The sequence below is a fragment of the Streptomyces sp. M41 genome (assembly GCF_043673425.1).
Taxonomy (GTDB): Bacteria; Actinomycetota; Actinomycetes; order Streptomycetales; family Streptomycetaceae; genus Streptomyces.
Genome location: NZ_JBIMKE010000003.1, coordinates 443,113 through 463,132 on the forward strand (window position 1 = coordinate 443,113; position 20,020 = coordinate 463,132).

A 20,020-nucleotide genomic window follows, 5' to 3' on the forward strand; every position below is an offset into this window, starting at 1 on the left:
CGCGAGTTCACCGGGGCCGAGCGATCCCGAAAGGTGAACAGAACCGACAGTTCTGTTCCAGGCGTGGTATGCGTAGAGAAAAGGAGTACCTACCCATCTCCATCCACGCCCATGCGTCGAGCGGCCAGATTTTCTCCCTCAAACGGGTTGAACTTTTGTTGATCGAGGGCGAGTTGGCCACCTCGGCGTCCTACCCTGTAGAGGGTGAACCAACTGATGTCCCCAGAGTCCGAGGTCGATCACACCGGGGAAGCCGCCCTTCCCGGCACCCTGCCGGAGGCGCTCCGGGCCGAACTCATCGAGTTCCGGCGCGACTTGCACATGCACCCGGAGCTCGGCCACCAGGAGTTCCGTACGACCGCAGCGATCAAGGCCCGCCTGGAGAAGGCCGGCCTCCAGCCCCGCGTGCTCGCCTCCGGAACCGGCATCATCTGTGACATCGGGGAGTGGGACGGCGAGCGCCCCATGCTCGCCCTGCGGGCCGACATCGACGCGCTGCCCATCCCGGACATGAAGACCGAGTGCCCGTACCGCTCGACCGTGCCCGACCGGGCGCACGCCTGCGGCCACGACGTCCACACCACCGTGGTGCTCGGCACCGGTCTGGTCCTCGCCGACCTCCTGCGGCGCGGGGAGCTGCCCCGCCCCGTCCGCCTGGTCTTCCAGCCCGCCGAGGAGGTGCTCCCCGGCGGCGCCGCCGACGCCGTGGCGTGCGGGGCGCTCGACGGGGTGGGCCGGATGCTCGCCGTGCACTGCGACCCCAAGGTGGACGCGGGCAAGGTCGGGCTGCGCCGGGGGCCGATCACCTCGGCCTGCGACCGCCTGGAGATCGCCCTGGACGGCCCCGGCGGCCACACGGCCCGCCCGCATCTGACGACCGACCTGGTCACCGCCGCCGCCCGGGTCGTCACCGACGTGCCCGCCCTGGTGGCCCGGCGCGCCGACGCCCGCAGCGGCCTCTCCGTGACCTGGGGCCGCATCGAGTCCGGCCACGCGCCGAACGTCATCCCGCAGCACGCCGAGCTGTCCGGGACCGTCCGCTGCCTGGACCTCGACACCTGGCGGCAGGCCCCGGACCTGGTCGTCGCCGCCATCGACGAGGTCGCCAACCTCCACCGGGCCAAGTCGGAGATCAACTACGTCCGGGGCGTCCCGCCCGTCGTCAACGACCAGGCCGCCGTCGAACTGCTGCGCGACGCCATGACCGCCCGCCGCGGCGCCGAGTCCGTCGAGAGCACCGAGCAGAGCCTGGGCGGCGAGGACTTCTCCTGGTACCTGGAGCACGTCCCCGGCGCCATGGCCCGCCTGGGCGTCCGCCACCCGGGCGACCGCATCGGGCGCGACCTGCATCAGGGCGACTTCGACGTCGACGAGTCGGCCATCACGGTGGGCGTGGAACTCTTCACGGCGGCGGCATTGCTCGACGCCGCCGAGTAGAACCGACTTCCAGGAACTTCCAGGAACAAGACACTCCGCTATGCCGCCGCCCAAGGGCAGCGGCAACCTTGCCTATGGGACCTGCACCAAGGCTGAAATGGCGAGCCGTTCTGCTTTCCGAAAGGGTGGACAGCTCGCCGTCCGCCCTCAAGATCGACGAAGAGTTTCTCCACCGCCGTCGGCCCTGCGTGGCGCCGGCCCTGGTCGTACCACTGTCCCCTTCCGCTTGCGGCTCCGGCGAAGCGGGGGGAGCCTGGCCCCATGGCGGGCCGTCCTGAGCGCCATCGCGGCGGAGGCACCCTCGGTGCAGTCGTCCCGTGCGTGCCCTTCGATCCGGTGGTTCACAAGGACGTAACCGGCCATCGGCACGAATGGATAACGGCAAGGCGAAACCCCGTTCCCAGGAGTGTCTACGCGCGTTACTGTGCGCCGAACTCAGCACCCACTGCGGGGCTTGGAGAATGGGGACTTCACGATGCGTCGGACATCCAAACTGACCCGTGTCGCGGTGGGGGTCGCGTCGATCGCGCTCGCTGCCACGGCGTGCGGGGGTACCAGCAGTGACAACGGTGGCGGCAGCGACGGCGACAGCGACAAGAAGGGCGTCGCCATCGCGTACGACATCGGCGGAAAGGGCGACCAGTCCTTCAACGACGCCGCCTTCGCGGGCCTGGAGAAGGCCAAGAAGGAGTTCGGCTACCAGACGGACGACGTCGAGCCCACCGAAGGCGAGACGGACGCCGACAAGGAGCAGCGCCTGGCCTCGCTGGCGCGGCAGGGCTACAACCCGGTGATCGGTGTCGGCTTCGCCTACGGCCCTGCGATGGAGGCCGTGGCCAAGAAGTACCCGGACACCACCTTCGGCATCGTCGACTCGGTGATCAAGGGTGACAACGTCACCTCCCTGGTCTTCGCCGAGGAGCAGGCCTCGTACCTGGCGGGCGTCGCCGCCGCCAAGGCCACCAAGACCAACACGGTCGGCTTCGTGGGCGGCGTGGACATCCCGCTGATCCACAAGTTCGAGGCCGGCTACGAGCAGGGTGTCCAGGACACCAGCGGCGGCAAGGTCAAGGTCGTCTCGCAGTACCTGACGCAGACCGCCGAAGAGGGCGGCTTCTCCAGCCCCGACAAGGGCAAGGCCGCCGCCGAGGGCCAGATCGAGAAGAAGGCCGACGTCGTCTACCAGGCCGCAGGCCTGTCCGGTCAGGGCGTCATCGAGGCCGCCGCCAAGGCCAAGGTCTGGGCGATCGGCGTCGACTCCGACCAGTACAAGCAGGGTGCGCTGGCGTCGTACAAGGACTACATCCTGACCTCCGCCCTCAAGGACGTCGGCGGCGCCGTCTACGCGCTGGCCAAGTCCGTCCAGGACGGCAAGCCGCTGACCGGCACCCAGACCTTCGACCTCGAGGTCAACGGCGTCGGCCTGTCCGAGTCCAACCCGGAGATGGCGAAGATCCCGGGCCTCACGGACGCCGTGGCGAAGGCCAAGGAAGGCATCATCGACGGCACCATCAAGGTCAAGACCGAGTAGTCGGGGACCACGGGAAGCAGGCTGGAAGCGGGCGGGCACCGAAGGGTGTCCGCCCGCTTCGCCGTTGCCGCGCCGGTGTCACCCGGTGTCACCCAGGGCCACCCTCCCTTTGCTGTCGGCAAGCCCTTGGTCAAGGCCACGCGTGGAGTTGGCCACGGCCGGATAACAAGGTGGACAGAAGGGGTTTCCTGGCAGGTCTACGCGCGTTACTCTGCGGCGAAAGCCAGCGCCGTTGCTGTGCAGCCGTTCCGAGCTTGCACCGTCCGGCGCCAGGTGACCCCGGAGAAGTGCAGGCACGCCACCACGCCGCCGACCCGCACTCTCGATGCATCGGCCAAAGGCCCTAGTAGTTCCGCTACGAGGACCTTCGTCCGGCACATCGAGAGCGCGCACCGACGACGCGGGACCGCACCCGCACTCCTCCGGACCCGCCAGTACGACAGGAGTCTCACAACATGCGCCGGATTTCCCGGATCACGGTCGCAGGCGCAGCGACCGCTTCTCTGGCCCTCGCTCTCTCCGCCTGCGGCGGCACCTCCACCGAGGCCTCGTCGGACTCGAAGGGCGACAAGGGCCTCGCCATCGCGTACGACGTCGGCGGTAAGGGCGACCAGTCCTTCAACGACGCGGCGTTCGCGGGCCTGGAGAAGGCGAAGAAGGAGTTCGGCTACCAGACGGACGACGTCGAGCCCACCGAGGGCGAGACGGACGCCGACAAGGAGCAGCGCCTGGCGTCGCTGGCCAAGCAGGGCTACAACCCCGTCATCGGTGTCGGCTACGCCTACGCCGCCGCCGTCAAGGGCGCCGCGGAGAAGTTCCCGGACACCACCTTCGGCATCGTCGACGACTCCACCGTCGAGGCCAAGAACGTCGCCGACCTGGTCTTCTCCGAGGAGGAGGCCTCGTACCTCGCCGGTGTCGCCGCCGCCAAGAGCACCAAGACGAACACCGTCGGCTTCGTGGGCGGCGTGGACATCCCGCTCATCCACAAGTTCCAGGCCGGCTTCGAGCAGGGTGTCAAGGACACCGACCCGAAGGTCAAGGTCATCTCCCAGTACCTCACGCAGACCGCGGAGGAGGGCGGCTTCTCCAGCCCCGACAAGGGCAAGTCGGCCGCCGAGGGGCAGATCGAGAAGAAGGCCGACGTCGTCTACGCCGCCGCCGGTCTCTCCGGTCAGGGCGTCATCGAGGCCGCCGCCGCCAACAAGGTGTGGGCCATCGGTGTCGACTCCGACCAGTACCAGCAGGCGGCCCTCGCCAAGTACAAGGACTCGATCCTGACCTCGGCGATGAAGGATGTCGCCAAGGCGGTCTACAACCTGGCGAAGTCGGTCGAGGACGGCAAGCCCGAGACCGGTATCGTTCGTGGCGATCTGAAGACCGGCGAAGTGGGCCTGTCGAACTCCAACCCGAAGTTCGCGGACAACGCCGAGGTCCAGGACGCCATCAAGACGGCCAAGGAGAAGATCATCAGCGGCGAGATCAAGGTCAAGTCCAGCTGATTGCAACGGGTGGTGACGCATGGGGCAGGCCGGCTACAGGTGACGGCACACGACGCCGGCAGGGCCCATGAGTCACCTCCCATACCCTGAGCAGCGGTAACCGAGGGGTTGCGTTCGCGCGACGGGGTGCGGGGAGGATTCGCTCCCCGTACCCCGTTGTCGCGGTGCGTCGGCCCCTTATCAGGCCATCGGGGCGCTACGCGCGTAGACGACCCCCGTCCCCAGGAGAGTGCGCCATCAACGCGTCCAGCAGCCCTCCGGCCGACGCGGCGGTCAACGGTCAGGTGACCGCCGTCGAGCTCGCCGGGATCACCAAGCGATTCCCGGGCGTCGTGGCCAACCACGACATCCACCTCACCGTCCGCAAGGGCACAGTCCACGCGCTGGTCGGTGAGAACGGCGCCGGCAAGTCGACGCTGATGAAGATCCTCTACGGCATGCAGAAGCCGGACGAGGGCACCATCGCGATCAACGGCGAGAAGGTCACCTTCTCCTCCCCGGCCGACGCCATCGTCCGGGGCATCGGCATGGTGCACCAGCACTTCATGCTCGCGGACAACCTCACCGTCCTCGAGAACGTCGTGCTGGGCAGCGAGAAGCTGTACGGCATCGGCGCCAAGGCCCGCCGCAAGATCAAGGAGATCTCCGAGCGCTACGGCCTCGGTGTCGAGCCCGACCGCCTCGTCGAGGAGCTCGGTGTCGCCGCCCGCCAGCGCGTGGAGATCCTCAAGGTCCTCTACCGCGGCGCCACCACCCTGATCCTCGACGAGCCGACGGCCGTCCTGGTGCCGCAGGAGGTGGACGCGCTCTTCGAGAACCTCCGCGAGCTCAAGGCCGAGGGCCTGTCGGTCATCTTCATCTCGCACAAGCTCGGCGAGGTCCTCTCCGTCGCCGACGAGATCACCGTCATCCGCCGCGGAACGACGGTCGGCACGGCCGTCCCCGCCGAGACGACCCCGCGTCAACTCGCCGAGATGATGGTCGGCAGCGAACTGCCCACCCCGGAGACCGCCGAGTCGACGGTCACCGACCGCCCGGTCATCACCGTCGACAAGCTGCGCCTCCAGGCACCGGGCGGCAAGGCCCTGCTCGACGACATCACGTTCACCATCCACGCGGGCGAGGTCCTGGGCATCGCCGGTGTGGAGGGCAACGGCCAGACCGAGCTCGTCGACGCGCTCATCGGCCTCAAGTCCGCCGACTCCGGCACGATCTCGCTGATCGACGACGAGATCACCGGCTGGAGCACCCGCAAGCGCCGCGAGCAGGGCATGGGCTACATCCCCGAGGACCGCCACCGCCACGGCCTGCTCCTGGAGGCCCCCCTCTGGGAGAACCGCATCCTCGGCCATGTCACCGAAAAGCCCCTCGCCAAGGGCGTCTGGCTGGACCCGAAGGCGGCTCAGGAGGACACCCGGCGGATCGTGACGGAGTACGACGTCCGCACGCCCGGCATCGACGTCACCGCCGCCTCCCTGTCCGGCGGCAACCAGCAGAAGCTGATCGTCGGCCGCGAGATGAGCCACAAGCCGCGCTTCCTCATCGCCGCGCACCCCACCCGTGGTGTGGACGTCGGCGCGCAGGCCGCGATCTGGGACCACATCCGCGAGGCCCGCCGCGAGGGCCTGGCCGTGCTGCTGATCTCCGCCGACCTGGACGAGCTGATCGGCCTGTCCGACACCCTCCGCGTGATCTACAACGGCAAGCTGGTCGCGGACGCCGACCCGGCCACCATCACCCCGGAGGAGCTCGGTTCGGCCATGACCGGCGCCGCCACCGGTCACCTGGAACACGACGACACCGCCGAGCCCGGCGCAGACACCCCCGAGATCCGTAAGTCTCCCGAGGCTCCGGAAGACGAGGCCCGCTGATGAAGAAGTTCGACAAGGAGCGCGTGCTCCTCGCGGTGGCCGGACCGGTCATCGCGCTCGCCGTGGCCTTCGTGCTCAGCGCGATCGTCCTGATCGCCTCCGGCAAGAGCCCGGTCGAGCCGTACGTCCTGATGTTCGAGCAGGCCTCGTTCTCCGACATCCAGGTCCTGATCATCAACCAGGCCTCGATGTACTACATCGCGGCCCTCGCGGTGGCCATCGGCTTCCGGATGAACCTGTTCAACATCGGCGTCGACGGCCAGTACCAGCTCGCCGCCATGATGGCCGCGATCGTCGGCGCCCACGCGAACCTGCCCGCGGCTCTGCAGATTCCGCTGCTGCTGCTCACCGCGGTCTGCACCGGCGCCTTCTGGTCCGGCATCGCCGGTGTCCTCAAGGTCACCCGCGGCGTCAGCGAGGTCGTCGCGACGATCATGCTCAACGCTATCGCCACATCGGTCATCGCCTACCTGTGGCTGCCGAACGTCTTCGGCGTCAAGGTCGGCAACAACAACACCACCGGCGAGATGCACGAGTCCGGCTGGGTCCCCGGCATCAGCATGGGCGACGCCGGCGAGATCTACGGCCTGGTCTTCCTCGCCGTCCTGCTCGGCATCGCCTACTGGATCGTCCTCAACCGCACCCGCTTCGGCTTCGACCTGCGCGCCTCCGGCGCCTCGGAGACCGCCGCCGCGGCAAGCGGTGTCGACCCCAAGCGCATGGTGCTCACCGCCATGCTGCTCTCCGGCGGCATCGCCGGTCTCGCGGGTCTGCCGATCCTGCTCGGCGACACCCACACCTACAGCCTGAACTTCCCCACCGGCATCGGCTTCCTCGGCATCGGCATCGCCCTGCTCGGCCGCAACAGCCCCGTCGGCATCGCCTTCGCCGCCCTGCTGTGGGCCTGGCTCGACAAGGCCTCGCCCGAGCTGGACTTCCATGACTACGACAAGGAGATCGCGGTCATCATGCAGGGCCTGATCGTGCTCTCCGTCGTCGTCTCCTACGAGGCCGTCCGCGAGTGGGGCCTGCGCCGCCAGCAGCGCCGCGTGGGCGCCGAACTGGCCGCCGGTCACGTCCTCGGCGCCGACAACAACACCACGAAGGAGGTGGCCGGCCGATGACCACACCGCAGACTTCAGCGGTCGACGTCAACCAGCCCACGCTTCAGCCCGGGGCGCCCACCGGCCGCCGCCTGTCGTGGCCCGTGCTGCTGCTGGTCATCGCCGGAGCACTGGCGCTGACCTCGATCGTCCGCCTCATCACCGGCGCCGACGGCATCACCAACGTCAGCCAGATGTCCACCGCGCTCCAGCTCGCCGTGCCGATCGGCCTCGCCGGTCTCGGCGGTCTGTGGGCCGAGCGGGCGGGCGTCGTCAACATCGGCCTCGAGGGCATGATGATCCTCGGCACCTGGTTCGGCGCCTGGGCCGGCTTCCAGTGGGGCCCGTGGACCGGTGTCGTCGTCGGCATCATCGGCGGCTGCATCGGCGGCATCCTGCACGCCATCGCCACCGTCACCTTCCGGGTCAACCACATCGTCTCCGGTGTGGCGATCAACATCCTCGCCCTCGGCCTCACCCGCTACCTCGCGCCCCTCGCCTTCGAGGGCCACGCGGGCGGCTCCGCCAAGCAGTCCCCGGCGGTCGACTCCCTCGGCCACTTCACCGTGCCGGGCCTGTCCGACGGCCTGCGGGAACTGAACAACAACGGCTGGTTCTTCGTCTCCGACATCGCCGGCCTGCTCGGCGGTCTGGTCACCAACGTCTCCTGGCTGACCCTGATCGCGATCGCGCTGATCCCGGCCACCTGGTACATCCTGTGGCGCACCGCCTTCGGTCTGCGGCTGCGCTCCTGCGGTGAGAACCCGGTAGCGGCCGAGTCCCTCGGCGTGAACGTCTACAAGTACAAGTACATCGCCGTGATCATCTCCGGTGGTCTGGCCGGCCTCGGTGGCGTCTTCCTCTCCATCGTGGCCAACCCCTTCTACCTGGAGGGCCAGGTCAGTGGCCGCGGTTACATCGGTCTCGCGGCGATGATCTTCGGCAACTGGATGCCGGGCGGCCTCGCCCTCGGCGCCGGTCTGTTCGGCTACACCGACAGCCTCAACCTGCGCGGCGGCTCCACCAACGTCCACGCCCTGCTGCTGCTCGGCGCGCTGCTGCTGATCATCGGCGCCGTCTGGCTGGTGATCCGCAAGAAGTACGCCTCGTCGATGATCACCGCGGTGATCGGCGCCCTCGTCTACACCTGGTACGCCACCACCAACGAGGTCCCGAACCAGGTCGTCTCCGCCACGCCGTACGTCGTCACGCTCGTCGTCCTCACGTTGTCCGCGCAGCGCCTGCGGATGCCGAAGGCGGACGGCCTGCCGTACAAGAAGGGCCAGGGCAAATGACGTCGGCCGCCTCCCGGGACATCGACTGGGACAAGCTGCGGACAGCGGCCCGGGACGCCATGTCCCGAGCCTACGCCCCGTACTCCGGCTACCCGGTCGGTGTCGCGGCCCTGGTCGACGACGGCCGTACGATCACCGGCTGCAACGTCGAGAACGCCTCGTACGGCCTCGGCCTGTGCGCCGAGTGCGGGCTGGTCTCGGAGCTGCACAACTCCGGGGGCGGCCGGCTGACGCACTTCACCTGCGTGGACCGCGACGGCGACATCCTGGTCCCGTGCGGGCGCTGCCGCCAGCTGCTGCACGAGTTCGGCGGCCCGGAGCTGCTGCTGGAGACGCCCGAGGGGATCCTGTCGCTTTCGGAGATGCTGCCCCAGGCCTTCGGGCGGGACCACCTCAACAAGTAAGTCTCGTGCGGCCCTTCTGAGTGCTCGAACGAGCGAGCCGCTCAGAAGGGCCGTGCCGTTTTTCTGAACGTACGGCCGGAAGGAAAGCCATGGCCATGGACGCCATCTCTGTCATCCGCACCAAGCGGGACCGCGGCGAACTCAGCGACGCGCAGATCGACTGGGTCATCGACGCGTACACCCGCGGGGAGGTCGCCGACGAGCAGATGTCCGCGCTCGCCATGGCGATCCTGCTCAACGGCATGAACCGCCGTGAGATCGCCCGCTGGACAGCCGCGATGATCGCCTCCGGCGAGCGCATGGACTTCTCGTCCCTGTCCCGCCCGACCGCCGACAAGCACTCCACCGGTGGCGTCGGCGACAAGATCACGCTCCCGCTGGCCCCGCTGGTCGCGGCCTGCGGTGCCGCGGTCCCGCAGCTCTCCGGCCGGGGCCTCGGCCACACCGGAGGCACCCTGGACAAGCTGGAGTCGATCCCCGGCTGGCGCGCCCTGCTGTCGAACGAGGAGATGCTCGACGTCCTCGACACCACGGGCGCGGTGATCTGCGCGGCGGGCGACGGCCTGGCGCCGGCCGACAAGAAGCTGTACGCCCTGCGTGATGTCACCGGCACGGTCGAGGCGATCCCGCTGATCGCGTCCTCGATCATGTCGAAGAAGATCGCGGAGGGTACGGGCTCGCTGGTCCTGGACGTCAAGGTCGGCACCGGCGCCTTCATGAAGACCATCGAGGACGCGCGGGAGCTGGCCTCCACGATGGTGGGCCTGGGCACCGACCACGGCGTGAAGACGGTCGCGCTCCTCACCGACATGGCGACCCCGCTCGGCCTCACGGCCGGCAACGCCCTGGAGGTCCGCGAGTCGGTGGAGGTCCTGGCGGGCGGCGGCCCCGCGGACGTCGTCGAGCTCACCATCGCCCTGGCCCGCGAGATGCTGGACGCCGCCGGAGTGAAGGACGCCGACCCCGCGAAGGCCCTGGCCGACGGCTCGGCGATGGACGTCTGGCGTCGCATGGTCGCGGCCCAGGGCGGCGACCCGGACGCCGCGCTGCCGGTCGCGCGCGAGCAGCACGTGATCAAGGCCCCGTCCTCCGGCGTCCTGACCCGCCTCGACGCCTACGACATCGGCGTCGCCGCCTGGCGCCTGGGCGCGGGGCGTGCGCGCAAGGAGGACCCGGTGCAGGCGGGCGCGGGCGTGGAGATGCATGCCAAGCCGGGCGACGAGGTTCGCGAGGGTCAGCCCCTGCTGACCCTGCACACGGACACGCCTGAGCGGTTCGCGTACGCGCTGGAGGCGGTGGAGGCCTCTTACGACATCGCGGGGGCTGGAACGGACTTCACGGCGTCGCACGTGGTGCTGGAACGTATCGCCTGACCAGGCGGTTTCCCATTCGGGTGAACGGGATCGGTGGGCCCCCACCGGTCCCGTTCGGCATGCTGGGATCGGTGACGCACCGATAGGAGACGGCCATGAGCGCACTCACCGTGAGCCAGGACACCGACCAGAACTGGGAGGACCTCGTCCGGTACTGGGAGGAGATGGAATGGCCCGAGGGCAGCAAGGTGGAGATCATTGAGGGGATCATCACCGTGTCACCTGCTCCCGCATCCCGCCACCACGTGATCGCGGCCCGAGTTCAACGTCGCCTCTACTCCGCGATCCCCGAGGACTGGGGGATCTTCCAGACGCTGGCGATCGCCGTGCCGTCACGCCTGGGCATGCTCATCCCTGACCTGCTCGTGGCCCCCGTGCAGGAGTGCGCGGAGGCGGAATCGCACATCCCGGCGGCCCTGGCCGAACTCGTTGTCGAGGTGACCTCCAAGTCCAACGCCCACGACCGTGACAGCAAGCCCGCCGCTTACGCCACCGCCGGGATCCCGCTCTACCTGCTGATCGACCGCTGGGCCCCCGGAGGGCCCACCGCAACGCTCTTCGGGGAGCCCAAGGGCGATGTGTACCGGATGTTGAGCGCTGTGAAGTTCGGTGACCCCATCAAGGTGCCGGACCCGTTCGACGTGACGATCGACACCGGCGAATTCCCGGTCGACTGATCGTCAGCCCAGCAAGGCCGCCACCAGGACCAGCACCGGCACCGAAATCACCGTCGACAGCAGGATCGAGTCCCGCGCCAACCGCTCGCCCACCCTGTAACTCGACGCATACGTATAGAGGTTCTGGGCGGCGGGCAGCGCCGACGTCACCACCACGTCGAGCAGAGGAGCGCCGCGCAGACCGAAGACGCCCGCCGCGAGGGCCCAGGCTGCCGCGGGCTGGACCAGGGACTTCAGGGCGACCGAGAGCAGGACCGGATGCCGGTCGGGCCCCCGGCCGGGCATCGTGCTGCCGCACAGGGAGATGCCGAAGGCCAGCAGGACCGCCGGTACCGACATGCCGCCGATCAGGGTCAGCGGGTCCATGACCGGGGCCGGGACCTTCAGGCCCGCCGCCGACACCGCCACGCCCGCCAGTGAGCCGACCGCGATCGGATTGCGCAGCGGGGTGAGCAGGCGCCGCCACAGCGGGCCCTCCCCGCCCCCGCCGGACAGGTCGAGGATCGTCAGGGCGATCGGGGTGACCCCGACCAGCTGGAACAGCAGCACCGGCGCCACCAGCGACGCGTCTCCCAGCACATACACCGCGATCGGGATACCGAGATTGCCGGAGTTCACATAGCTGGAGCACAGCGCGCCGATCGTCGTACGGCCCACGCCCCAGCGCCGTACGACCCCGACCGCGACGAAGACACCGGCCGCCGCGGCCGTGCTCAGGGCGGTGACCAGGAGGCGGCTGGAGAAGATCACCGAGAGGTCGGTCTGCGCGAGGGTCGTGAAGAGCAACGCCGGAGAGGCCACGTGGAAGGCCAGCTTGGTGAGGACCTCACGGCCATGAACGCCGAGGTGGCCGCGCCGACCGATCGCATAGCCCACCCCGATCACGACCGCGATCACCGCGAACCCGGTCAACACCCCCTGCACGGAACCTCCTTGGTTGGGAGGAAACCGCGACGTATTCGGGAACGTGCTGATAGGTGGCGCATACAGCAAACCCTCCTGGGAAGGAGGGCGGCAGGTCAATGTGATCCCGGTCGACGGACACCCCTCGCACGGACGTGACACACCGGGCACCGGACGAGGGAGCCGCCGGTCCGATGAGTTCTGCCCGCCCGCCCGGTCTACCGATCGTGGACGCCATGACACCCGCTGTACTCGTGCTGGCCGGCCCCGTCACCCGGGAAGAGGTGGCGGGGCTGTGCGACGAGGCGCGGGCGCGGCTGGAGGCCGCCGGGGCAGGGGTCCTGGTGTGCGATGTCGGCGGGCTCGGACCGCCGGGACTGAGCGCCGTGGAGCTGCTGGCCCGCCTCCAGCTCACCGCGCGGCGGGTCGGTGGCCGGATACGGCTGCGGGACGCCGGTCCCGCGCTACACGCCCTCCTGGACCTGGTCGGCCTCAGCTTCGAGGTGGAGGGGGAGGTCGAACAGCGGGAACCAGCGCTGAGTGTCGAGGAAGCAGTGGAACCCGGTGATCCGGCCGTCTGAGATCTCCAGGACCTGGACCGCCCAGGGCGTGAAGCCGCCCTTCTCCGGGTCGGGCTTGTACTGGGCGAACCCCGGCAGCCCGTTGACCTGGACCGGCACCAGACGCGAGCCGGCGCAGGGGGCGCCGAGCGTCGTCATGAAGCCGGTGATGTCCTCCACGCCCGTCAGCCACAGGTCGAACGGCGGCATCGTCATGATGGCGTCCTCGTGCAGCAAGGCCGTCAGCGCCGTCATGTCGTAGCCCTCGAAGGCCGCGACATAGCGGTTCAGAAGCTGTTGCTGCTCCTCGTCCAGCGGGTTGGAGACGGCCGCTTTCCCACCCGGCTGGTGCTGCTCGGCGAGCGTCGCGCGCGCCCGCTGAAGCGCGCTGTTGACCGACGCGACCGTGGTGCCGAGCAGCTCGGCGACCTCGCTCGCCTTCCAGGCCAGCACCTCGCGCAGGATCAGCACCGCCCGCTGCTTGGGCGGCAGTTGCTGAAGGGTGGCCATGAACGCGAGCCGCACCGATTCCTTGGCGACGGCCGCCTCGGCCGGGTCGTCGGTCGTGGGCAGCACCCGGCTGTCCGGCATCGGCTCCAGCCAGGTGTTGTCCGGACGGGGGGAGAGCGCCGCCTGGGCGAGCGGCGTCGACTCGGTCAGGTCCATGGGCCTGGCCCGCTTGTTGCCGGCGGTCAGCATGTCCAGGCAGACGTTCGTCGCGATGCGGTACAGCCACGAGCGGAGACTGGAGCGCCCCTCGAACTTGTCGTAGCTCCGCCAGGCGCGGATCATCGTGTCCTGCACCGCGTCCTCAGCCTCGAAGGAGGAGCCGAGCATGCGGTAGCAGTATCCGGTCAGTTCGACGCGGTGTTTCTCCAGCCTGATGTCGAGGTCCGTCGCTGTCGCCGTGCCGTCGCTCATCGTCCACCCACCCCTGTGGCCGTATCCCGGTAGGACGCCTCGTCGCGCCCAACACTTCGGAAGCTACCGCAGCCCACTGACAATGGCCCCCGGAGCGGGTGAATGCGCAGGTCGAAGGGGTGCGCCGGAACCGACACACCGCTGGGGCGCACCCGTGTCGGAGGGTGCGCCCCAGCGGCGCTGCTCGGATGAGGCGGGTCAGGCGACCGGGGCGCTCACCGGCAGCCCCTGAGTGGGCAGGCCCTGGGTGGGCAGACCGCCGAGCAGCCCGGTGACCAGGCCGGTCGGACCGCCGGCGAGCACCTGCTCGGCAGCCGGCTGCGCGGCGGTGAGCCCGGAGGTGACCGCTTCCTGCCCCTGGGCCAGGCCCTCGGTGGCGGCGGGCGTCGCCTGGGAGAGGTTCTCGGCGGGGAGCGTCCTGGTCACGGTGTCCAGCGCCGTGCCGGCGGCCTCCGGTCCCACCGGCACGGCGTTCGCGGCGCCGGCGCCCGCGGCGGCGAAGGCGGCACCGAGAGCGGCGACACCGAGGGTCTTGGCAGCAGACTGCTTCATGAAATGCGACCTCGAAATTCGTTACGGGGTTGTGAGCGGTCCTCGACCGTAAACACGCCCCGGCTGCCGCCGCAAACATCGAAATGAGGACGGATTGTGAATGCGGTTTGCGTTCCGTGTACGCGCAGACCGCCCGCTCACTCCTCCTCGGCCGCAGAGCCGCTGGTAGACGTGGTCTGCTGGAAGAGCCATTCGGACTTGAGTTCGGCATACCCGGGCTTGATCACGTCATTGATCATCGCGAGTCGTTCATCGAAAGGAATGAACGATGATTTCATCGCATTGACGGAGAACCACTGCATGTCGTCGAGCGTGTAATCGAATGCCTCGACAAGATGCTCGAATTCCCGGCTCATACTGGTGTGGGACATCAGACGGTTGTCGGTGTTCACGGTGGCGCGGAAATGCAGCCGTCGCAGCAGACCGATCGGATGGGCGGTGTAGGAGTCGGCGGCGCCCGTCTGGAGGTTGGAGCTGGGGCACAGCTCCAGCGGGATGCGCTTGTCCCGTACGTACGACGCGAGCCGGCCGAGCTTCACCGAGCCGTCGGCCTGCACCTGGATGTCGTCGATGATGCGCACCCCGTGCCCGAGCCGGTCGGCGCCGCACCACTGGAGGGCCTGCCAGATGGACGGCAGCCCGAAAGCCTCGCCCGCGTGGATGGTGAAGTGGTTGTTCTCGCGCTTGAGGTACTCGAAGGCGTCGAGATGCCGGGTGGGCGGGTGGCCGGCCTCGGCGCCCGCGATGTCGAAGCCGACGACACCGAGATCGCGATAGCGGTTGGCGAGCTCGGCGATCTCCAGGGCGCGGGCGGCGTGCCGCATGGCGGTCAGCAGCGCACCCACGCGGATGCGGTGGCCGTTCGCCCGGGCGAGCTGCTCGCCTTCCCGGAAGCCCTCGTTCACGGCCTCGACGACCTCTTCGAGGCTGAGGCCGCCTTCGAGGTGCTGTTCGGGCGCGTAACGCACCTCGGCGTAGACGACCCCGTCCTCGGCGAGGTCCTCGGCGCATTCGCGCGCGACCCGGACGAGGGCCTCACGGGTCTGCATCACGCCGACGGTGTGCGAGAAGGTCTCCAGATACCGCTCCAGCGAGCCGGAGTCGGCGGCCTCGTGGAACCAGACGCCGAGCTTGTCGGGGTCGGTCTCGGGGAGCTGGGTGTAGCCCGACTCGCGGGCGAGGTCGACGACAGTGCCGGGGCGGAGCCCGCCGTCGAGGTGGTCGTGCAGCAGAACCTTCGGAGCCCGGCGGATCTGATCCGAGCTCGGGGTGTGCGCCTTCGGGGCAGTCTGGCTCGTCATTTCCGCACTCTAACGCCTACGCGCGTAGAGAGCTCGTTCTTCGTTGCTCTTCGCTCACTTGTCTCGTTGACTGCTTTACGAATCCGTCGATACGTAACAGTGACCCCACGGACGGGTCGCGTACACCCGCACTTCTGACACTGTTCTGTCATGGCACAGCAAGCGACGCCGGTTCGCAGGGCCCGACTGGGCAGGCCGATCGGGCCGGAGCCGACAGCGGTGAGCGGGGCGGTGCTCCTGCTTCCCGGCGGTGACGAGGTCTCACATCGCAAGCCGGCAACGTTGTTGGCGACCTCGTACCTGCGGACCCTGGGACGCCGGCTGGCGCGGGCGGGCCGCGAGGAGGGGCTCGTCACGCATGTCGTCCACTATCGGTTTCGCGGGTGGAACGGCAGCGACGCCAACCACCGGAGCGACGCGCTGTGGGCCGCCGACGAGGTCGTACGCCGCTATGGCGACGTTCCCGTCTGCCTCGCCGGGGTCGACATGGGCGGGCGTGCGGCGCTCCAGGCGGGCGGGCACGAGGCCGTGAACTCCGTACTGGCGATGGCGCCTTGGCTGCCCGAGGAGGACATGGCGGCGTCGCCCGAACCGGTGAAGCAGCTCGGCGGGCGGCGGGTGATGATCGTCCACGGGACCAACGACGAGCGGACCGATCCCGAGTTGTCGTTCCGGTTGGCGGCGCGGGCGAAGAAGGCGAACCGTGAGGTGTGCCGGTTCGAAGTGCACTCCGACCGGCACGGGTTGCAGCAGCACCGGGACGAAGTCCTCGCACTGGCAGAGGACTTCATCATGGGCGTGCTGTTCGGGCGGGCCTTCTCGCGGCCGGTCGAGGATGCGTTCGCCGCTCCGCCGCCGCTGGGGTTGCGGATGCCCTTGGCTTCGGGGTTCGGGAAGTCGTTGCGGCGGTAGGGGTGGTCGCGGCGGCAGGGTGGTCGCGGCGTCGGGGTGTTCGGTGCGTCGGTGGGTGCGGGGCGGGATGTGGCTGCTCGCGCAGTTCCCCGCGCCCCTGACGTGTCGTCCTCAGGTGGGCAGCAGGTTGCCCCGCCTCGAGAGCAGGAACCTCTTGAAGGCGGCCACCGGAGGGGTGTCCGGGCGGTCCGCCAGCCACGCGACGCCGATCTCCCGCGCCGCCCTCGGCGCCGTGACCGTCAGTTCCACCACTCCTGGACGGGGGACCGTCGGCGGCGGGAGGAGGGCGACGCCCAGCCCCGCGGCGACCAGGCCGCGCAAGGTCTCCGCCTCCTCGCCCTCGAAGGCGATACGGGGCTTGAAGCCCGCCTCCTGGCACAGGTCGTCCGTGATGCGGCGCATGCCGTAGCCGGGCTCCAGGGTCACAAAGGTCTCGTCCGCCGCTTCCGCGAGGCGGATCCGCTTGCGGGTGGCCAGAGCGTGGTCGGCCGGGACGACCAGCCGCAGCTTCTGTTCGTCCAGGCGGCGGGCGACCAGATCGGGGGCGTCCGGGACGGGGGACGTCAGACACAGGTCCAGCTCGCCCGCCCGGAGGCGTTCGAGCATCGCCTCGCCGTAGTTCTGGACCAGGCTGAAGCGGATGCGGGGGTGATCGGCGCGGAAGGCGTGCAGCAGGCCGGGGACCGTCTCCGCGCCCATGGTGTGCAGGAAGCCGAACGCGACCTTGCCGGTGGCCGGATCGGCATCGGCACGGACCTCGTCGGCGGCCCGCCCGATCTCGCCGAGGGCGCGTTCCACCGAGGTCAAAAAGGCGCGGCCGGCGGGAGTCAGGGAGACCGTACGGCCATGCCGGGCGAACAGGTCGACGCCCAGATCCTGCTCCAGGCGGACCATGGCACGGGACAGCGTGGACTGCGGGACCTGCATCTCCTGCGCGGCCCTGGTGACGTGCTCGGTGCGTGCGACGCCGGCGAAATACGCGAGGCGCGGTGCGAGCAACATCGTCATGTCTTCTGTGTCACTGGATGGTGACAGGCGAGCCTGTGAGCTGTGTTGATGCACCATGGGAACGATTATGGCGAATCCATGCATTGGACGGATGAGTGGGGCCGTACGTAACTTCGAAGCATGTCTCCCGCCAGTACCGGGGCGTCCACCACCGTGGGCGCCGCGCACCCTGTCCCTGCCGTCGACTCCCGAATGGCCCCGGGCGGCCCCGGCTACCGCCGGATGAGCTTCGCCCTCTTCCTCGCCGGTGTCGCGACCTTCGCACTGCTCTACTCCACCCAGGCCCTTCTGCCGCTGATCTCCGGCGAGTTCGGGGTCACGGCGAGCGCGGCGAGCTGGACGGTGGCGGCGGCCACGGGTGGACTGGCCCTCTTCGTGCTACCCATGAGCGCACTGTCGGAGCGCTTCGGACGTCGTACGGTCATGACGGTGTCGCTGGTGGTGGCCGTGACGGTCGGACTGCTCGTGCCCTTCGCACCGAACCTCACGGTCCTGGTCGCGCTGCGGGCGGTCCAGGGTGCCGCGCTGGCGGGTCTGCCGGCGTCCGCGACGGCGTATCTCGCGGAGGAGGTCCGGCCGAGGGCACTGGTCACCGCGATCGGGCTGTTCGTCGCCGGGAACAGCGTCGGCGGCATGAGCGGCCGGGTCATCACCGGCTGGGTCGCGCAGGAGTGGGGCTGGCGGGTCGCCGTCGGTGCCATCGGCGCGATCGCCGTGGCGTGCGCGGTGGCCTTCCGGCTGCTGCTTCCGGCGCCGCGTCACTTCAAGCCGGGGTCGCTGCGGCCGGGGGTGCTCGTCCGTACGGTGCGAAACCATCTCTCCAATCCGCTGCTGTGCCGGCTGTACGCCATCGGCGCGCTGTTCATGACGGTCTTCGGCGGCGTGTACACGGTGATCGGATACCGGCTGACGGAGGCGCCCTTCGGCCTGCCCCAGGGCATCATCGGCTCGATCTTCCTCGTGTACCTGGTCGGTACGGTCTCGGCCTCCATGGCCGGGCGGCTGGTGGGGCGGCTCGGGCGGCGAGGCGCGCTGTACGCGGCCGGCGCCACCACCGCGGCCGGGCTGCTGCTGTCTCTCGCGGGGTCGCTTCCGCTGGTGCTGCTCGGGCTGGTGCTGATCACCGGCGGGTTCTTCGCCGGGCACGCGGCGGCGTCCTCGGCGGTCAGCAAGACCGCGACGCACGGGCGGGCGCAGGCGGCCGCGCTGTACCAGTCCGCGTACTACGTCGGTTCCAGCGCGGGCAGCATGGTCGGCGCGGTGGCCTTCCACGCGGGCGGCTGGGGCGGGACCGTCGGGGTCGGGCTGCTGGCGGTGGCCGGAGTTGTGACGATCACGTTGTTCGGGACTCGGGCGGCTCGGGTGCGGCGGCGGGAGCTGGCCGAGGCCGCGTGACGCTCCGCGGGGTGCTTCGCGTGACGCTCTGCGGGATGCTTCGCGTGACGCTCTGGGAGTGCGCCCCCGCCGTTGTGGCGGGGGCGCATTCGTTTGTGCGGGCGCTGGTTTGCTACCAGGCCGTGCGGGTCGCCGCCTTGTTCTCCGAGGGCAGCAGGATCCACAGCGCTATGTAGAGCAGGAACTGCGGGCCCGGGAGCAGGCAGGAGACCAGGAAGATCACGCGCATCGTCGTCGCGGAGGTGCCGAAGCGCCGTGCCAGCGCGGCGCACACTCCGCCGATCATGCGGCCGTGGGTGGGTCGGGCGAGCGCGGTCATGGTGCGGCTCCTTCGCTTGGCGTCGGCTGGAGCCCCTTGGTGGGCTCTCCGTGTGGGTGCCTCATCTGACATCCACGCTACGGCGACGAAGCGGGCAAAGCGTCACTCTATGGGGCTATGCCGACCCTGGGAATCGTCGGGGTCCGTCCCTGAGAGGGCTCCTCCTGGGGGACGGTCGAGGCGTGTGTGCGACGGGTCCTGCGGCGGAGCCAGGCCCGGGACGCGGGGACGATCGCCGCATGCGTCATCGCCACGCCGGCCGTGTTCAGGAGCAGGGAGTCGACGTCGACCACCTGGCCGGGTACGCCGGTCTGGAGCAGCTCGATGCCGAGCGAGATGAGGGCGGCTGCGGCGGCCGTACGGACCAGGGAGCCGAGGGGGGAGGTGGTGAGTCTGCCGTGTGCCATGGGGATGAGCACGCCCAGGGGGGCGAGCAGGGCGAGGCCCTCGGCGATACGGCGGGCGGCTTCCTGCCAGCCGAGGGCTAGGTCGGCCCTTATGCCGTCGAAGGGGTGGAGGTTGGCGGGCATGACCCAGGGGACGTCCAGGGGGCGCAGCGTGAGCCAGGCGACGAATGCGAGGTGGGCGACCAGCAGGACGCTGCCCGTCGCACGAAGCGGGATGCTGATCGCGGCGCTGCCGCCGCCGATGAAGCCTTGACGCTGCACGCCCCCCTAGACGCGCCCCCCGGCAGGATCGGTTCCGGGTGGTGGGGGGGTGGGGTGAGGCGTTGGCCACACCGTGCCCTGCGGCGGCTGGGCGGGGGTGGGGTTGGTGGGGGTTCGCGTTGGTGCCTGCCGTGCCTGCCGTGCCTGCCGTGCCTGCGGCGCCTGTGTGGGGCGCGTTGATGCCTGCGGTGCTTGTGGGGGTTCGCGTTGGTGCCTGCGGCGCCTGTGCGGGTTCGGTGGGGGCGTGCGTAGCGCTTGCGGGTGGGGTGTGGGTCGGGGGGGGGGGGG

19 protein-coding genes are annotated in these 20,020 nt (G+C 69.7%); 12 read left to right on the plus strand and 7 right to left on the minus strand.

All coding sequences use genetic code 11. The features are described 5' to 3' along the window. Positions 1–216: 216 nt before the first annotated feature. The 9 genes from ACHBTE_RS06460 (at position 217) to ACHBTE_RS06500 (ending at position 11,193) form a co-directional block, all read left to right on the plus strand. Positions 217–1,437: a M20 family metallopeptidase gene (locus tag ACHBTE_RS06460; RefSeq protein ID WP_394722440.1), complete on the plus strand. Its 1,221-nt coding sequence runs from the start codon at positions 217–219 to the stop codon at positions 1,435–1,437. A gap of 475 nt (positions 1,438–1,912) precedes the next feature. Next, positions 1,913–2,968 (plus strand): BMP family protein, encoded by a 1,056-nt coding sequence (locus ACHBTE_RS06465; RefSeq protein ID WP_394722442.1) that lies wholly within the window; start codon positions 1,913–1,915, stop codon positions 2,966–2,968. A 455-nt stretch (positions 2,969–3,423) separates the two neighbouring features. Continuing rightward, positions 3,424–4,470: a BMP family protein gene (locus ACHBTE_RS06470; protein WP_394722443.1), complete on the plus strand. Its 1,047-nt coding sequence runs from the start codon at positions 3,424–3,426 to the stop codon at positions 4,468–4,470. Between the two features lie 284 nt (positions 4,471–4,754). Then, positions 4,755–6,341, plus strand: coding sequence for an ABC transporter ATP-binding protein (locus ACHBTE_RS06475; protein WP_394722444.1), 1,587 nt, complete (start codon positions 4,755–4,757; stop codon positions 6,339–6,341). Next, positions 6,341–7,465: an ABC transporter permease gene (locus ACHBTE_RS06480; RefSeq protein WP_394722445.1), complete on the plus strand. Its 1,125-nt coding sequence runs from the start codon at positions 6,341–6,343 to the stop codon at positions 7,463–7,465. The genes ACHBTE_RS06475 and ACHBTE_RS06480 overlap by 1 nt, the downstream gene beginning before the upstream one ends. Next, a complete protein-coding gene (locus ACHBTE_RS06485) occupies positions 7,462–8,739 on the plus strand; it encodes an ABC transporter permease (protein ID WP_394722447.1) in 1,278 nt (425 codons plus the stop codon). Before ACHBTE_RS06480 ends, ACHBTE_RS06485 begins: the two co-directional genes overlap by 4 nt. After that, complete coding sequence (locus ACHBTE_RS06490) at positions 8,736–9,143, plus strand: cytidine deaminase (RefSeq protein WP_394722449.1); 408 nt, start codon at positions 8,736–8,738, stop codon at positions 9,141–9,143. Before ACHBTE_RS06485 ends, ACHBTE_RS06490 begins: the two co-directional genes overlap by 4 nt. 95 nt (positions 9,144–9,238) lie before the next feature. Beyond that, the gene (locus ACHBTE_RS06495) at positions 9,239–10,516 is read left to right on the plus strand and encodes a thymidine phosphorylase (protein ID WP_394722450.1); all 1,278 of its coding nucleotides are present in this window, start codon (positions 9,239–9,241) and stop codon (positions 10,514–10,516) included. Positions 10,517–10,611: 95 nt separating this feature from the next. Continuing rightward, positions 10,612–11,193, plus strand: coding sequence for a Uma2 family endonuclease (locus tag ACHBTE_RS06500; protein WP_394722451.1), 582 nt, complete (start codon positions 10,612–10,614; stop codon positions 11,191–11,193). A 3-nt stretch (positions 11,194–11,196) separates the two neighbouring features. Here the strand turns inward: ACHBTE_RS06500 and ACHBTE_RS06505 are convergent, their stop codons facing one another. Continuing rightward, positions 11,197–12,117, minus strand: a complete 921-nt coding sequence (locus tag ACHBTE_RS06505) for an AEC family transporter (protein WP_394722452.1) — start codon at positions 12,115–12,117, stop codon at positions 11,197–11,199. 173 nt (positions 12,118–12,290) lie between these two features. On the opposite strand from ACHBTE_RS06505, the gene ACHBTE_RS06510 reads away from it, so the two are divergent. Then, positions 12,291–12,677, plus strand: coding sequence for an STAS domain-containing protein (locus ACHBTE_RS06510; RefSeq protein WP_394722453.1), 387 nt, complete (start codon positions 12,291–12,293; stop codon positions 12,675–12,677). Here ACHBTE_RS06510 and ACHBTE_RS06515 read toward each other — a convergent pair. The 3 genes from ACHBTE_RS06515 to ACHBTE_RS06525 all read right to left on the minus strand — a co-directional run bounded on the left by ACHBTE_RS06515 (position 12,561) and on the right by ACHBTE_RS06525 (position 15,430). Continuing rightward, the gene (locus ACHBTE_RS06515; protein ID WP_394722454.1) at positions 12,561–13,577 is read right to left on the minus strand and encodes a sigma-70 family RNA polymerase sigma factor; all 1,017 of its coding nucleotides are present in this window, start codon (positions 13,575–13,577) and stop codon (positions 12,561–12,563) included. The two genes, ACHBTE_RS06510 and ACHBTE_RS06515, sit on opposite strands and share 117 nt — an antisense overlap. A 198-nt stretch (positions 13,578–13,775) precedes the next feature. Further along, positions 13,776–14,129, minus strand: a complete 354-nt coding sequence (locus ACHBTE_RS06520; RefSeq protein WP_394722455.1) for an ATP-binding protein — start codon at positions 14,127–14,129, stop codon at positions 13,776–13,778. 137 nt (positions 14,130–14,266) lie between these two features. Next, the gene (locus ACHBTE_RS06525; RefSeq protein WP_394722456.1) at positions 14,267–15,430 is read right to left on the minus strand and encodes an adenosine deaminase; all 1,164 of its coding nucleotides are present in this window, start codon (positions 15,428–15,430) and stop codon (positions 14,267–14,269) included. A gap of 150 nt (positions 15,431–15,580) precedes the next feature. Here ACHBTE_RS06525 and ACHBTE_RS06530 point away from each other — a divergent pair, with 150 nt between their 5' ends. Continuing rightward, complete coding sequence (locus ACHBTE_RS06530; RefSeq protein ID WP_394722457.1) at positions 15,581–16,342, plus strand: alpha/beta hydrolase; 762 nt, start codon at positions 15,581–15,583, stop codon at positions 16,340–16,342. A 111-nt stretch (positions 16,343–16,453) separates the two neighbouring features. Here ACHBTE_RS06530 and ACHBTE_RS06535 read toward each other — a convergent pair whose 3' ends face one another. Beyond that, positions 16,454–17,407, minus strand: coding sequence for a LysR family transcriptional regulator (locus ACHBTE_RS06535; RefSeq protein WP_394722458.1), 954 nt, complete (start codon positions 17,405–17,407; stop codon positions 16,454–16,456). 63 nt (positions 17,408–17,470) lie between these two features. On the opposite strand from ACHBTE_RS06535, the gene ACHBTE_RS06540 reads away from it, so the two are divergent. Then, complete coding sequence (locus tag ACHBTE_RS06540) at positions 17,471–18,745, plus strand: MFS transporter (RefSeq protein WP_394722459.1); 1,275 nt, start codon at positions 17,471–17,473, stop codon at positions 18,743–18,745. A 112-nt stretch (positions 18,746–18,857) separates the two neighbouring features. Here ACHBTE_RS06540 and ACHBTE_RS06545 read toward each other — a convergent pair whose 3' ends face one another. Both ACHBTE_RS06545 and ACHBTE_RS06550 read right to left on the minus strand, forming a co-directional pair. Then, positions 18,858–19,064 carry a PspC domain-containing protein gene (locus ACHBTE_RS06545; RefSeq protein ID WP_394722460.1) on the minus strand — a complete coding sequence of 69 codons (207 nt, stop codon included), beginning with the start codon at positions 19,062–19,064 and terminating at the stop codon, positions 18,858–18,860. Positions 19,065–19,171: 107 nt separating this feature from the next. Continuing rightward, the gene (locus ACHBTE_RS06550) at positions 19,172–19,732 is read right to left on the minus strand and encodes a VanZ family protein (RefSeq protein ID WP_394722461.1); all 561 of its coding nucleotides are present in this window, start codon (positions 19,730–19,732) and stop codon (positions 19,172–19,174) included. Between the last annotated feature and the right edge of the window lie 288 nt (positions 19,733–20,020).